Source organism: Acinetobacter legionensis (assembly GCF_048552295.1).
Classification (GTDB): Bacteria; Pseudomonadota; Gammaproteobacteria; order Pseudomonadales; family Moraxellaceae; genus Acinetobacter.
On record NZ_JBIMCW010000015.1, the window covers coordinates 40095 to 54174 of the forward strand.

15 protein-coding genes are annotated in these 14080 nt (G+C 37.0%); 11 read left to right on the forward strand and 4 right to left on the reverse strand.

What is annotated here, in order from left to right; all coding sequences use genetic code 11:
• Positions 1 to 107: 107 nt before the first annotated feature.
• Positions 108 to 788, reverse strand: a complete 681-nt coding sequence (locus ACG916_RS13015; RefSeq protein ID WP_056511050.1) for a hydrolase — start codon at positions 786 to 788, stop codon at positions 108 to 110.
• A 128-nt stretch (positions 789 to 916) separates the two neighbouring features.
• On the opposite strand from ACG916_RS13015, the gene ACG916_RS13020 reads away from it, so the two are divergent.
• The 8 genes from ACG916_RS13020 (at position 917) to ACG916_RS13055 (ending at position 7691) form a co-directional block, all read left to right on the forward strand.
• The gene (locus tag ACG916_RS13020) at positions 917 to 1813 is read left to right on the forward strand and encodes a LysR substrate-binding domain-containing protein (RefSeq protein WP_056511052.1); all 897 of its coding nucleotides are present in this window, start codon (positions 917 to 919) and stop codon (positions 1811 to 1813) included.
• Between the two features lie 200 nt (positions 1814 to 2013).
• Entirely contained in the window at positions 2014 to 2505 is a 492-nt protein-coding gene (locus ACG916_RS13025) for a hypothetical protein (RefSeq protein ID WP_004821426.1), read from the forward strand.
• 696 nt (positions 2506 to 3201) lie between these two features.
• Positions 3202 to 3804 (forward strand): nitroreductase family protein, encoded by a 603-nt coding sequence (locus ACG916_RS13030; RefSeq protein ID WP_419329123.1) that lies wholly within the window; start codon positions 3202 to 3204, stop codon positions 3802 to 3804.
• A gap of 503 nt (positions 3805 to 4307) precedes the next feature.
• Positions 4308 to 4745: a DUF2946 domain-containing protein gene (locus ACG916_RS13035; RefSeq protein WP_419329124.1), complete on the forward strand. Its 438-nt coding sequence runs from the start codon at positions 4308 to 4310 to the stop codon at positions 4743 to 4745.
• Positions 4746 to 4835: 90 nt separating this feature from the next.
• The gene (locus ACG916_RS13040; protein WP_336951280.1) at positions 4836 to 5045 is read left to right on the forward strand and encodes a hypothetical protein; all 210 of its coding nucleotides are present in this window, start codon (positions 4836 to 4838) and stop codon (positions 5043 to 5045) included.
• A complete protein-coding gene (locus ACG916_RS13045; protein WP_419329125.1) occupies positions 5036 to 6472 on the forward strand; it encodes a cytochrome ubiquinol oxidase subunit I in 1437 nt (478 codons plus the stop codon). Before ACG916_RS13040 ends, ACG916_RS13045 begins: the two co-directional genes overlap by 10 nt.
• Positions 6472 to 7476, forward strand: a complete 1005-nt coding sequence (cydB, locus tag ACG916_RS13050) for a cytochrome d ubiquinol oxidase subunit II (protein WP_004821432.1) — start codon at positions 6472 to 6474, stop codon at positions 7474 to 7476. The genes ACG916_RS13045 and cydB overlap by 1 nt, the downstream gene beginning before the upstream one ends.
• A 107-nt stretch (positions 7477 to 7583) precedes the next feature.
• Positions 7584 to 7691 (forward strand): hypothetical protein, encoded by a 108-nt coding sequence (locus ACG916_RS13055; protein ID WP_004720571.1) that lies wholly within the window; start codon positions 7584 to 7586, stop codon positions 7689 to 7691.
• Between the two features lie 327 nt (positions 7692 to 8018).
• On the opposite strand, the gene ACG916_RS13060 is transcribed toward ACG916_RS13055, so the two are convergent.
• The 3 genes from ACG916_RS13060 to ACG916_RS13070 all read right to left on the reverse strand — a co-directional run bounded on the left by ACG916_RS13060 (position 8019) and on the right by ACG916_RS13070 (position 10748).
• Complete coding sequence (locus ACG916_RS13060; protein ID WP_419329126.1) at positions 8019 to 9257, reverse strand: type II toxin-antitoxin system HipA family toxin; 1239 nt, start codon at positions 9255 to 9257, stop codon at positions 8019 to 8021.
• Between the two features lie 13 nt (positions 9258 to 9270).
• Positions 9271 to 9612 carry a helix-turn-helix transcriptional regulator gene (locus tag ACG916_RS13065; RefSeq protein WP_419329127.1) on the reverse strand — a complete coding sequence of 114 codons (342 nt, stop codon included), beginning with the start codon at positions 9610 to 9612 and terminating at the stop codon, positions 9271 to 9273.
• 218 nt (positions 9613 to 9830) lie between these two features.
• Positions 9831 to 10748: a LysR family transcriptional regulator gene (locus tag ACG916_RS13070; protein WP_419328869.1), complete on the reverse strand. Its 918-nt coding sequence runs from the start codon at positions 10746 to 10748 to the stop codon at positions 9831 to 9833.
• 106 nt (positions 10749 to 10854) lie between these two features.
• On the opposite strand from ACG916_RS13070, the gene ACG916_RS13075 reads away from it, so the two are divergent.
• The 3 genes from ACG916_RS13075 (at position 10855) to ACG916_RS13085 (ending at position 14043) form a co-directional block, all read left to right on the forward strand.
• Positions 10855 to 12093 carry an acyl-CoA dehydrogenase family protein gene (locus ACG916_RS13075; RefSeq protein WP_419328871.1) on the forward strand — a complete coding sequence of 413 codons (1239 nt, stop codon included), beginning with the start codon at positions 10855 to 10857 and terminating at the stop codon, positions 12091 to 12093.
• Positions 12094 to 12226: 133 nt separating this feature from the next.
• Positions 12227 to 13348 carry a phosphotransferase family protein gene (locus ACG916_RS13080; RefSeq protein ID WP_419328873.1) on the forward strand — a complete coding sequence of 374 codons (1122 nt, stop codon included), beginning with the start codon at positions 12227 to 12229 and terminating at the stop codon, positions 13346 to 13348.
• Positions 13345 to 14043, forward strand: a complete 699-nt coding sequence (locus ACG916_RS13085; protein WP_419328875.1) for a histidine phosphatase family protein — start codon at positions 13345 to 13347, stop codon at positions 14041 to 14043. Before ACG916_RS13080 ends, ACG916_RS13085 begins: the two co-directional genes overlap by 4 nt.
• Positions 14044 to 14080 lie beyond the last annotated feature (37 nt).

Genomic DNA, 14080 nt, shown 5'->3' on the forward strand with positions numbered 1-14080 from the left:
TTTATTCTCTAAACCTGAAGTAGCAATAAAATGAAAATAGTAATTACAGCGTCATAACAAAGATTTAGACACCGCGAAAGGTGTCTAAAATCATCATTTATTTAAAATTATTTACGTACTGAATCAAGTACTTCTTTGTTTGTCACAACTTCTTGTGCTTTTGAATAACTTTCAATCAGTAATTGATAAGCAGGGAAGATTTGAGTGTACACTTGAGCCCATTCAGCAGCATCTTCACGGTTCCAAGTTTGTTGAATTTCTGAAGCAACCGCCGCTGTATCCATCGGTACCGCACCTGCTTGAACCACACGTGCTAAGGTAATTTCTTGTGCCATTTTGCTATACGTACCTGATGCATCAACCACAACAAAAACTTTATAGCCATCAGCAATTGCACTAATCGCTGGAAAAGCCATACACACACTGGTAATCGTACCCGCAATAATCAGGGTCTTTTTACCTGTTGCTTTAACCGCTTCAACGAACTCTTGATTATGCCAAGCATTAATTTCACCTTTACGTGCGACATATTTTGCATGGGGCGCATTTGCGTGTATTTCAGGAATAAGTGGGCCATTGGGGCCTTGAGGAACTGAGGCCGTGGTAATGACAGGAATGTTTGATAATGATGCTATTTTCGCTAAGGCTGCTGCGCGTTGGCGTAGTTCTGTCATTGGCATATCAGCAACGGTTTGAAATAAACCACTTTGATGATCAATTAACAGCATAACGGAATCATTTACATCAATCACTGGGGCTTGGCCATTAAAATTAGCTGGAGTAGACATTTTATATATCCTTAGTTAAGCAATCATTTGCTGTTTTTAATACTAACAGTAGGACAAACATTGAATTATGCTATTTATATGACATATTGTCTTATGTAGAGAACAGTTGCGATATTTAAGGGGATATGATGAAAGACTTAAATGACCTGTATTATTTTACCAAAGTGATTGAATATGGCGGCTTTTCAGCTGCAAGTAATGCGTTGGGCGTGACCAAATCATTGTTAAGTCGAAGAGTTGCGGAATTGGAAAACCGTTTAGGAGTAAAACTACTCAATCGAACCACCAAAAGAATTTCGATTACAGATGTCGGGAACATATATTTACAACACTGTAAAGCAATGCTTGTGGAAGCTGAATCAGCTGATGAGGCAATCGCACTGTTAAGCGCAGAGCCGACTGGAATTGTAAAAATTTCTTGTCCTACAAATTTATTGCATATTAATGTCAGTAAAATGTTGAATAAATTTTTAGCACGTTATCCGAAAGTTAAATTGCATGTGGAAGCGACAAATAGAAAGGTAGACTTGTTTAATGAACGTTATGACGTTGCAATTCGAATCAGACCCTTACCTTTAAAAGATAGTGATTTGATTGTACGTAGCCTATCCATTTCAAAACAATTTATTGTCGCAAGCCCTGATTTGTTGAATCAAAATTTCTTGATTAAAACACCAGGAGAATTAACAAGATTGCCTATTTTAATGATGGAGTCTTTGTCCTTTGAATATCATTGGGATCTTTATAATTCTAATAATGAATTATATGTGGTTAAGGATGAGCCGAGGCTAACCACTACTGATTTAAGTGCATTGCATTTAGCGACCTTAGATGGCTTGGGAATTGCAAAACTACCGGAATTAATTATTGCTGAAGACTTAAAAGCGGGCAGGCTAGTTAAAGTGATTCCTGAGTGGGAACCGATGCCAGAGCTTATTCATTTGGCCTATACTTCTAGAAGAGGTCTATTACCATCGGTAAAAGCTTTAATCGAGTTTTTGGTCACTGAGTTTGACCAGGTTTAGTTCTTTACAAGAATCAGCTTTATTCGCCCACCAGAATCTTTGATCGACAACAGGTGAATACTGCAATTGGCATTGAATAAACTGTCATAATTGTTAAAATGCATTTCTTTCGCTGTTTTCATGTTGTTTTTATTTTGTATTTAGGCTGCAAGATGATCAATAACGTTATAATAAACAGTATTTTAATTAAGGATTTTTTAATGTTATCAATTTATTTAACAGATGTTCAGGAAAATGTGCAGTTTAAAGATTACCCTGGTGAGCACCCTGTTAAATTTATTTTAAATTTCAAAAAGATTTTTCCAAGTGTAATGGAAATTTTACTCCCAGTACTTCCTGATGATGAAGACTTGGATAAAATGACTTGGGAATCCACAACTGAAGATTTTGAGATTTTTAAGAAACTCCTTACAGGTTGGGGCGTGATTGAGTTACGTTTACAAGCGATTAGCCAATATAAAAATAAAAATTTTGCAGATCAATTGCTTAAACAAGCTCAAGCCAAACGTAAAGAATTTGCAAAAAAGCAGCAACAATTGTCTACGGTTGAACTGGACTACTTATTTATGCATGAAACACATGCATTGATTGACGCTGAATTGGTTGAGTTAGGTGAAAAATTCTATTTACCTACTTTGCGAGATATTTGGAAAAACACTGTACCCGCCAAAGTGCTGAATGCTAATTTCTAGTCAAAAATTAGCAATAGATTGAAATGCTCAAATTCATGCATAAAAGGCAGTTTAAAACTGCCTTTTATTTTTTATTCTCTGTTTAAGTTCTTTAAATTGTAGGCCCAAGCGTATAAAACATAAAAAATAGAATAAATATTGAACTGATGATACTTAATATATTTAAAACTTTCATTTTTTAACCAATTGCGATATCTAAATTTTGAGTGGAAACATTTTTAATGCTTGGATTTTATTCGGCAGTTGTTTAAGCATGATGACAATGATTTAAATGAGGTCATTCATTTAGCAAGTCTTTATGATTTGATTTTAAATGTTGGTACTTCTTATTCAATCTTCTTTATTACGCGTTTGTACGATAAAACTTCTGATTGTGGCTAAAATTATCTCAGTCTTCGTTATGAAAGTCGAAAATAGATTCGCTATTATCCTTCATGCTTTACGATGTATACATCTCATGCTCAATTTTAACCTACAACGCAAGCCAGTTATGAAATGTCAACAGCCCCTTATATTTCTCCTAATTCACTTTTGCTTAGAAACATATGACAAAAGTAGATATTTCTAGCAAGTTTTTTTATGTTGTAATACTTTTGATTTTAATCAATTCATACTTGTTATGATTTTTTAAAATATCTTGATAATCTTTTTTAAAGTATCGGATTTCCCCGGGGATATATCCAAGGATATTCAGCAATGTCGAATAATTTTTTAGATTTAATTCATAAACGCCGTACAATTTATGCGATTGGACGTAATGTTAATCAATCTCCTGAGCATTTTACTGATTTGATTCAGCAAGCGATCAAGCAAAGTCCATCTTCTTTTAATTCGCAATCATCTCGTGCAGTGATCTTGTTTAATGCTGAACATGAGAAGTTCTGGAACTTTGTAAAAGTTCAACTGAAAGCTTATGCCAAAGATGAAGCGAGTGCCTTAAAAACAGAGACTAAAATGGACAGCTTTATCGCAGGCTTTGGTACCGTTCTTTTCTTTGAAGATTTAGAGGTGATCCAAAACTTACAAGAAAAATTTCCAGCTTATGCAGAAAACTTTCCGATTTGGGCTGAACACTCTACAGCAATCGCACAATTTTCAACGTGGACAGCCTTAAATAGTGACGGTATTGGTGCATCCTTACAGCACTATAATCCAATTGTCGATGAACAAGTTCATGCGGAATGGGATATACCTAAAACTTGGAAACTTCGTGCACAGTTGGTATTTGGTTCAATTGAAGCGGCGGCGGCTGAAAAGGCCTATATCGATGATGCTGTGCGTTTTAAAGTGTTTAAATAATTGTTTTATTTTCTCTAGCTTCTTGGCTTGCTCAGCCAAGAAGCTTTGGTATTGAAAAGGCTAATCAATCTATTGATCTAATTATACAAAGTGTCGGTTATCTGGACCCAATTTCAATTCGCAGATTGTTTAGAAAGAAAATCGGCTGAACACCCTTAGAATATCGTTGTAGATTCAGTCGTCGGGTATAAGCTTTTCAATTGAATTTAGCTTGAAAGTTGAGCTGGTGCTATTTACTCACTAAAAGCTGAGGCGACGATGGATGCTTTTTTAAGTTTTATTGATCATTGCTATATAACAAACAAATCATTAAAAAAGAAAACGATTTCCAAAAAAGTGCTAAAGAGGCTTTGATTTAAAATTTAAATGTACTATAGTAAAGCTAGAAAAGTTGAGTAATATGCTTGGTTTTTATGCAGTTGATTCTTTATTTCAAGTTAAAGATCTACAGTTAAAAGCAAACTTATACTTTTTTCTATCTCTCTCAATATGAGCAATCAATTGTGTTAAGAAGCAGTGGTCTGTTGCTGGCATTTGCGACAGTATTTTTACAGCTTGCGGTTTTTTTACAGCCGTTATTACCTGAGCAGTATCAAATTGCTCCGGTCTGTGAAGACATCACTCAAGCTTTATTGCGACCAACACATGCACATATTCATCATGGGCAAGAATCTAGTTTTATTCATCACTATTTACATTTAGATCAAGCCCAGCAAGCAAGCAGCTCAAGTCATGATCATCATGACATCAACCACCAATGCCAGTATTGTGTGGTATATGGCAATTTAGTGATGCCACCAGAAATTGGCGTAAAAGAAATCCTAGTACGTATTCAAGTACGTTTAATGGCCTATGTTGAAAACTTTCAGCATGTCTATTTTCAATTACAACGCCTGTTTCTGATTCCTCAAGGGCGAGCCCCACCTGTAGTCTTTGCATAACACATTCACCGATCCAAAGCTTTAGCTTCTTTAAATGAAAGCTTTAAAGCCATGCGGTCGTATTTCGAATTTATTGTGTAGAGAATGATCATGATTTTTCAAAATTTCCTCGATTTACAGGAAAGCAGCCTTTGCATGCTATTTTTAGCATTGTTTAAAAATACAGCAAAAAGAAAACAACAGATTGTACTGAATGTTCAGGCGTATGCTGAGTTTGTAAAACAAAAAATGTTTATCAATGTATTCAAAATTCAATCTTTACCAACTTTACCAATGAATAAGGTGATGTCATGGATCTAGGATTAACTGCTTTAGAATTGGCGCGTATTCAGTTTGCTTTTACTGTTTCTTTTCATATTATTTTTCCTTCAATTTCTATCGGACTTGCAAGCTTTTTAGCTGTGCTTGAATGGCGCTGGCTAAAAACTCAAAACCCTGTTTACCAAGATTTATTTAAATTTTGGGTGAAAATTTTTGCTGTCGCTTTTGGTATGGGCGTGGTTTCTGGTGTGGTGATGAGTTATCAGTTTGGAACAAACTGGAGTGAATTTTCACGTGTTGCAGGCTCTGTGACAGGCCCATTATTGGCTTATGAGGTATTGAGTGCATTTTTCTTAGAAGCTGGTTTCCTAGGCATTATGCTGTTTGGTTGGGGGCGGGTAGGTCCTCGAGCGCATTTCTTTGCAACTGCTATGGTGGCAATTGGTACTTGTATTTCAATGTTCTGGATTTTATCTTCAAACAGTTGGATGCAAACACCACAAGGCTTTAGCATCGAAAATGGAATTATCGTACCGCAAGATTGGTTTGCAATTGTGTTTAACCCCTCATTTCCTTATCGTTTAGCCCATATGGCTGCTGCAGCATTCCTTGTTTCAGCCTTGCTGGTGGCTGCAACTGCTGCGTGGCATTTATTGAAAGGACGCCGTGACGCGCTAATCAAAAAATCGTTCTCAATGGCATTGTGGATGATTCTGGTCCTTGCACCATTACAGGTTCTCATCGGCGATAATCACGGTTTAAATACCTTAAAACATCAGCCTGCTAAACTTGCAGCGATTGAAGGGCATTGGGAAACCAACAAAGGTGAGGGCATGCCGCTATATCTGTTTGGTATTCCAGATATGCAAGCAGAAGAAACCAAATATGCTATTGGTATTCCAAATCTTGGTAGCTTAATCATGACCCATACGCTGGATGGTGAGGTAAAAGGCTTAAAAGAGTTTGCCCCTGAAGATCGTCCTAATTCTACCGTGGTGTTCTGGAGTTTTAGAATCATGGTTGGAATGGGCATGTTGATGATTCTCCTCGCCTTGATGGCATTGTTTCTACGCAAAGGTGGCAAGCTTTATGAAAATAAATGGTTACATCGTTTTGCTTTTGCTATGGGACCATCAGGATTTATTGCCTTGCTTGCAGGTTGGTTTACCACAGAGGTTGGTCGTCAACCGTGGGTGGTATATGGAGTGATGCGAACCAAAGATGCTTTATCTCCTGTTTCTGCGGAACAAGTCGGCCTCACTTTAATTATTTTCGTTGTGGTGTATTGCATCGTATTTGGCATCGGCATTTACTATATGTTGAAATTGATGCACAAAGGTCCACAATTTATCTACGCCACACCAGAAAGTGTAGCGCATAGTGAAGAAGCGGTTATTTTGGCCTCTAAACGCCCATTGACGAGTGTTGAAGATAGCGTTGATTCCAATGAACAGGAGCGTAAATAATGATTGATTTATCTCTGATTTGGATTGTCATTATCGCCATTGGTGTATTCATCTATGTAGTACTAGATGGTTTTGATTTAGGTATTGGGATTTTATTTCCCTTTGTTAAAGATCAACACGAACGTGATGTGATGATGAACACTGTTGCACCTGTTTGGGATGGTAATGAAACCTGGATGGTACTCGGTGGTGCAGCGTTATATGCGGCATTTCCAATGGTCTATGCGACTGTATTATCCGCGTTATATATGCCAGTTATCCTTATGGTGATTGCTTTAATTTTCCGTGGTGTGGCTTTTGAGTTTCGTTTTAAAGCCAATCGAACCAAGCATTTATGGGACAAAGCATTTATTGGTGGATCAATTCTTGCCAGCTTTTTCCAAGGGATGATTCTTGGCGCATATATCCAAGGGATCAAAGTAGAAAACCATATGTATGCAGGTGGTGGTTTAGACTGGTTATCGCCGTTTACTGTGTTTACAGGTATTGGTGTTGTTGTACTTTACGCAGCACTCGGTTGTGGATGGTTAATTTTTAAAACTGAACTTGATTTACAAGATCGTATGTATCAGTTGATGCCTAAATTAATCGTTGCTTTGTTTGTCATCTTTGGCGCAGTCAGTATTTATACCCCGATGGCACATCCTGAAATTGCAGCACGCTGGTTTAGCCAACCACAATTGATGTATTTTAGTCCTGTACCAATATTGGTGGTGCTGTTTACTTTCCTAGTACTTCGCGCATGTAAAAAGCGTTATGAACTGAGTCCATTCCTTTATACCTTGGCTTTGGTTTTCCTTGCTTATACTGGGTTTATCATCAGTTTGTGGCCTTATGTGATTCCGCCATCAGTGACTATCTGGGAAGCTGCCGCGCCACAGAGCAGTCAATTGTTTGCTTTAATTGGTGCATTGATTTTAATTCCAATTATTTTGATCTATACCGGGCTTTCGTATTGGGTGTTTCGAGACAAAGTTCGAATTGGTGATGAAGGGTATCACTAAGGTTAAACGTAGCATGTTTAGTCTTTTGGCTTGAGTGAAAAATAGCCTAAGTAAGATTAAACATGCAACATGGTAAAAATTTAAAGGTTTAAATGAGGTAAGCAAGTATGAAACTATCTCAAACGCAATGGTTTGTCGTGTTATGGCTAGGTGGATTTCTAACATTGGCGCTTATTGCTGGTTTTTTTAGAATGTTAATTCAATTAGCCTACTAAGGTTTTACTGAATAAAAAATGAGGAACTATGTTCCTCATTTTTTGTTTTTCATTAACTATTGAGATAATAGACTGAAATAAAAATATAAACCGCAGTAAAGGCAACAGTGACAATAATCGTAAAATAATAAAATAGCCTAAGCACAATTATAGGAATGCAATCTGATATTATCTTTTATAATGACATAAAAAGTACTTTATCTAATTTAAACTGGATTTTATGTCATGTTTGGATTATTTTCTGGCAAAGGTTGATGACTAAACTCCGGCACACCCTAGCCAATGATTTTCATGATGCATAGTATAAATGGCTGGCATTGTTGAACTTTAGTTTTTGAGGATATCTAGATAGAAATAGGATTCTAATTGGCGAATTTCTGTAGGCTTAAGACCCGCATCTAACAGGTATTTTCCTCTATTTTCGAGAACATCACGGACATCCTTAATACATTCTCTAGCTTGATCCAGGTTTAGTCCAAAGGCATTGCTACGACTGATAAGATTGTCATAGCTTCCAAACCGTCCATCATTGCCTAAAACCAGAGCATGTTCATTTGGAAATGAGCTTGGCATACCATGAGGTAAAACATCAAAAAGCGGGCTTAAAGCATAATGTTGCTTTTTCATGTCATACATTAAAAAACCATGATTTTTTAAATGATCGTCAGTATTGCTAATCATGACATTCAGCACCATACGCTTATAGAGTTCTTTTTGATTGCTGATAGCGTCAAAACAAATCTGACTACAGACTTTGGCAATACTCATATAGGACATTTTAGGATCTCCTATACGAATTTTCTGAATATTGAGCAAACTATTGGCACTTATATAGTGTTTTTTACGTTCAGGGCAGTTTCGATCAAAGCGTTCAACTAAGAGAATAGGGCGGCCCGCACATTCTGTTAGTTCGGCATTACATGTATTGAGCCCCATGTCTCGTGCCATATTCAGTGAAGCATATTCAACTTTACAGGTATCAAACAAATCATCACTTTTATTAAATTTAGCAATCCATTCTTTATTTTTATACATCACAAGGGTTTTGGGTCTGGCTCCGCCCATTGAAGCCCCGTTATATAACAGCTTATTTAATTCGAGTTGCTCAAGTTTCATCTCAAACGGATCTCGTTTTTTTTCGATAAGTTCAGTAATTTGTATGAAGGTTTCTAATTCTGCATATTGGATGATATTTGAATTGTTTTTTATATGCGATTTAGACAAGCTTCCAACAATACAGCCGACTGAATTTCCTTGTGAAGCGAGTAACCATTCCAATTGATTTAATGGTGTTCTACGGTGTAAGGCATTGGTTAAGCGTTTACCCCAATTGTCTGGTGTTGCATCTGCAAGTACACCAAAACCATCTTTAGAAATAGTTTCATATGGTTTGTTATCAGACTGAAAGCTTAGATTAAGTGGATCTAAAGGGAAGGCATCTACACGTTGTAAGTATGATTGACCATAAAGAAAGCGATAAATCGGCTTTTCATAAGAAAAGTGCGCAGCAATTGTTGGCTGGGAGCCTGTATCTATGAAAACATAACATCCTTTAACTTCATCCATGTTCATTTACCTATCAGAAATCATCACTAATCACAGACTGTTTTTTTAATCTTGCACGTACTGAACTATTACGATTTTCGAGTGCTAAGCCAACTTCATCCAACTCAGGATTCGCAAGTGAGCCTAGGGTATGTTCAAGGCCAAAGATTACTAAAACTGAAATCACATTTTTTAGGCTGATACTTGGATCACCTTTTTCCATACGTGAGATTGTTCGGTTATCTACATGAATGCGATTGGCCAAATCATGAATGGTCATATTACGTCGAAGTCGGGCTTTTTTGATATTCGTCCCAATTTGAGTCAACATGTCTTCCACACCATCAAGCATAAAATTATGCGCCGAAGTTCTCATAGCAACATCATCCAAAACATGACATAAAATGTATATTATCATGGTTAAGGTGGATTTTATGTCTTATTTTTATAATTTGAATTCAATGTATGAAATGTCGAATGGAATAGATAAGTGGCTTAATTTCACCTACTAGAATGAAGAAAATCATTAGAAATAGGGATGATCGTACGTGTGCGGCTTAACCGCATGCTAAATCCAATCGTTTATAAAATAGCCTAAGCAAAAATTTTAGAAATTTCTTCTCTTAAATAAATATGCCTAGAATTTTCATTTAGCGCACCGTGCCAATAAATTCCCATATTTAATACAGGTATATCAATAGGATGCTCAAAAATATTGATACTTTGATCAACTTGTAAATGTGCCAGTATCTGCTTTGGGATGGTTAACATCGCATCAGGGTATTGTGCTAAAACTTGCAGGGCAGTTGAATAATGCTGACAACGCATAAAAATCTGACGACGAAATTGCGCTTGATTTAAATATATGTCCTCTAAAAGCAAACCAGTACGGCGTGAAGAAACACCGATATGAGGTGATGCAAAATACAGTTCAGAATTGATATTTGTATGCTGAGAACAAATCACAAAATGATCTTGAACCAAATTTTGATAATTAATTTTATCACCATAATTTTGTTCTAGATCAATGACAAAATCGACTTGTTGAGCAGCTAAATCAGCAATTACATTCTTGCGGTCAAGCTTGGTACTTAGAAACTGAATGGTTAAATTCAATTTTTGGAAATGGTGAATCAATTTGGGAAAAATAATCGGTTCAATTTCATCATGTATTGCAATGCGTAAGGTTTGTACTGAACTGGGATCAAACTGTTGTTTTTGTTTGGAGATATTTTGAAAAGCAAATAAAGCATTTTGTACAGATGGATAAATCTGTTCAGCAAAAGGTGTCGGCAGCATTTTACTCCCAGCGCGAACAAATAAATCATCTTGCAAATGCTGCCTAAGTCTTTGTAAAGCATGACTCGCAGCAGACTGAGTAATGCATAAAATCTTTGCCGCTTTTGAAATATTTCTTTGCTCATAAATGGTGATAAAAAGTGGGTATAAATTAATATCAATATGATTGAAAATCGACATATCAAGATTGGTTTTATTATGAATCATATTCATAGTGAGGTATTGAATTAAATCATTTGGTTCATAATAGGTTTTCAGCTAAGGTAAAGTAAAGAGTCACTATTCAAATATTTATCCATATATTTACAGGAAGATAAGCATGTTTGAACTTTCAGCACGTGCGCAAGAATTTGTAGAACGTACCAAAGCCTTTATTAAAAATGAAATTGAACCTGTAGAAGCTGATTTTTGGAATGAAGTCCATCATCTTAATCAAGGTGGTGATTGGACAAAATGGCAATGGCCAGCACAACTTGAAGTCCTGAAAAATAAAGCAAAAGCTGCTGGACTTTGGAACATGTTTCTACCAGATCCAGTATTGGGTGCAGGTTTATCTGTACAGGAATATGCCCATATTGCAGAACTGTCAGGCCGTAGTTTAATCGCACCCACAGTATTTAATTGTAATGCTCCAGATAGTGGCAATATGGAAGTGCTATGGCGTTATGGTTCAGATCAACAAAAACAACAATGGCTTAAGCCGTTATTAGAAGGAAAAATCCGTTCAGTATTTTGTATGACTGAACCAGCAGTTGCTTCATCGGACGCAACCAATATGCAGGCAACTGCAGTGGTAGAAGGTGATGAAATTGTATTGAATGGTCGTAAATGGTGGTCTTCAGGTTTGGGAGATCCAAATGCGAAAATTATTATCTTTATGGCGCATACACCTGATGAAAGCAAAGATCGTCATCATCAACATTCCATGGTTTTATTGCCTGTGGATACTCAAGGTGTGACCATTGAACGTATGTTACCCGTGTTTGGTGATTATGATGCGCCACATGGGCACGGCGAAATTAGTTTTAATCAAGTTCGTGTACCTGTAAGTAATTTTATTGGTGGTGCTGGACAAGGGTTTGAAATTGCACAAGGGCGTCTAGGTCCGGGTCGTATTCATCATTGTATGCGATGCATTGGTGCTGCTGAAAAAGCATTAGAATTAATGATTGATCGAGGAATGAGTCGAACTGCTTTTGGTAAAGAAGTGCTTAAATTAGGTGGAAATTTAGAACGTGTGGCAGATGCTCGTGTTGCGATTGATCAAGCACGACTGTTAACCCTGTATGCGGCGTATAAAATGGATACTCAAGGGACTATGGCTGCGCTTACCGAGATTTCAGCCATTAAAGTTGTTGCACCTTCAGTTCTTGAAAAAGTAGTTGATATGGCCATTCAAATTCATGGTGGCATGGGCGTATCACGAGATACACCTTTAACAGGATTCTTTGCTCAAGCCCGCAGTTTACGTTTAGCGGATGGCCCAGATGAAGTGCATAAAGGGATGATTGCAAAATTAGAATTAAAAAAACGAGGTTATGGCTCGCGTAAAAAATAACAATTTGCTGATAAAAAATAACTGCTTTATGTTAGAGGTGTTATATATAAAGTAGTGAGCAAGTGAAGTTTTTAGTTAAAAGTATCATTCTTTATAGATGTATGGTTTAAAACATAAGATTCAGGGAAATAATATGTCAGTCATTGATATTGGTGGAAGTATACGTGAAGGAGAGGAGCTGGACATTCGTGCTGTCGGAAATTGGCTCATTGAAAATGGATCTGAAATTTCAGGCAATGTAGAAGTGACTCAATATTCTGGCGGAGCTTCAAACTGGACCTATCGTTTAAAATATGACAATGCTGATTTAATTTTACGTCGTCCACCCAAAGGGACAAAGGCGAAATCTGCACATGATATGGCGCGTGAATATCATGTACAAAAATGGCTTGCACCATACTACCCAGTTCTTCCTGAAATGGTCGCGCTGTGTCAGGATGAATCCGTAATCGGTTGTGACTTCTATGTGATGAAACGCATTGAAGGGATTATTCCACGTGCCAAACTGCCCCCTGAACTGAATTTTACTCAACAGCAAGTGCATGAATTGTGTATTAATGTCTTGGACAAGCTGATTGAATTACATCAAGTTCCATATCAAGGCACCGAACTAGAAAAACTTGGAAAAGGTGATGGGTATTGCCGTCGTCAGGTTGAAGGTTGGGATGCACGTTATGAAAAGGCGCACACCATCAATGTGCCGAGTTTTAAATTTGTACGTAAATGGCTTAATGAAAATATTCCTGCTGACTCAAACACGTGTTTGATTCACAATGATTGGCGTTTTGATAATGTCATTCTTGACCCTAAAAACCCAACCCAAGTGATTGGTGTATTGGATTGGGAAATGGCAACCATTGGTGATCCTCTCATGGATTTAGGTTCTGCTTTGGCCTATTGGGTGGAAGATACAGACAATCAAATTTTTAAATCAACCCGTCGCCAGCCTACACATTTAAAAGGGATGCTTACCCGTAAAGAAGTGGTTGAATATTATTTAGAAAAAACCGGATTAAAACCAGATAATTGGGCATTCTACGAAGTATTTGGTATTTTCCGTTTAGCTGTAATCGCACAGCAAATTTATTATCGTTACTATCATAAACAAACAGATAATCCTGCTTTTAAAGATTTTTGGATTGTGATTCATGCCTTACATATTCGTGCCTTAAAGCTCATCGGTATACAAAAAATTGAAGCCAATGAAGTTGCACAGAAATATCTTGAAAAATTTAAGGAAATTTTAGGAAAATGACCACAATCTACCTCGTTCGTCATGGACAAGCGTCATTTGGTGCAGAGAGTTATGACAAACTTTCACCCAATGGCGAGTTACAAGCCAAACTATTGGGTCAATATCTCGATAAAATTTTGAAAGAAGAGCCTTATGTGGTTGCAGGTTCAATGTTACGCCATCAGCAAACAGCAAGTTTTGCTTTGGCTGAAAGTTTTTCTGATGCTCAAATTGTGACGGACCATCATTGGAATGAATTTAACCATCAACAAGTTTTTGCTCAATATGATCCGCGTTTTAATCAACCGCATCTACTTAAACAGGATGTTGCCAAAGAAAAAAGTCCACGTGCCTATTTGGCAAAAATTTTTGAAGGGGCAATTGACCGTTGGACTGGTGGTGAATATCACCATGAGTATGACGAATCTTGGCCAGATTTTAAAAACCGTGTAGAAACGGCCTTACAGAATTTATGTGATGAGCTGGTAAAAACCAACCCTCGCTATGCAATTGTATTTACTTCTGGCGGTGTTATTTCAGTTGTTGCAGGAAAACTCTTGGAGTTAAGCGCCAATAAAACCTTTGCATTGAATTGGGCAATTGCCAATACCAGTTTAACCACATTACGACTGGTGGGAAATGAACCGCAATTATTGAGCTTGAATGAACATCATTTTATTAAGGCTGAAGATCCGCAACTATTGACGTGGATTTAAAGTCGCACTTTTAGAAATATAAAAACAGTTTAAGGAA

Coding starts and splice junctions, on each gene's coding strand:
- ACG916_RS13015 (WP_056511050.1), bottom strand. CDS start 788: ATGTCTACTCCAGCTAATTTTAATGGCCAAGCCCCAGTGATTGATGTA.
- ACG916_RS13020 (WP_056511052.1), top strand. CDS start 917: ATGAAAGACTTAAATGACCTGTATTATTTTACCAAAGTGATTGAATAT.
- ACG916_RS13025 (WP_004821426.1), top strand. CDS start 2,014: ATGTTATCAATTTATTTAACAGATGTTCAGGAAAATGTGCAGTTTAAA.
- ACG916_RS13030 (WP_419329123.1), top strand. CDS start 3,202: ATGTCGAATAATTTTTTAGATTTAATTCATAAACGCCGTACAATTTAT.
- ACG916_RS13040 (WP_336951280.1), top strand. CDS start 4,836: ATGATTTTTCAAAATTTCCTCGATTTACAGGAAAGCAGCCTTTGCATG.
- ACG916_RS13045 (WP_419329125.1), top strand. CDS start 5,036: ATGGATCTAGGATTAACTGCTTTAGAATTGGCGCGTATTCAGTTTGCT.
- cydB (WP_004821432.1), top strand. CDS start 6,472: ATGATTGATTTATCTCTGATTTGGATTGTCATTATCGCCATTGGTGTA.
- ACG916_RS13055 (WP_004720571.1), top strand. CDS start 7,584: ATGAAACTATCTCAAACGCAATGGTTTGTCGTGTTATGGCTAGGTGGA.
- ACG916_RS13060 (WP_419329126.1), bottom strand. CDS start 9,257: ATGGATGAAGTTAAAGGATGTTATGTTTTCATAGATACAGGCTCCCAG.
- ACG916_RS13065 (WP_419329127.1), bottom strand. CDS start 9,612: ATGAGAACTTCGGCGCATAATTTTATGCTTGATGGTGTGGAAGACATG.
- ACG916_RS13070 (WP_419328869.1), bottom strand. CDS start 10,748: ATGAATATGATTCATAATAAAACCAATCTTGATATGTCGATTTTCAAT.
- ACG916_RS13075 (WP_419328871.1), top strand. CDS start 10,855: ATGTTTGAACTTTCAGCACGTGCGCAAGAATTTGTAGAACGTACCAAA.
- ACG916_RS13080 (WP_419328873.1), top strand. CDS start 12,227: ATGTCAGTCATTGATATTGGTGGAAGTATACGTGAAGGAGAGGAGCTG.
- ACG916_RS13085 (WP_419328875.1), top strand. CDS start 13,345: ATGACCACAATCTACCTCGTTCGTCATGGACAAGCGTCATTTGGTGCA.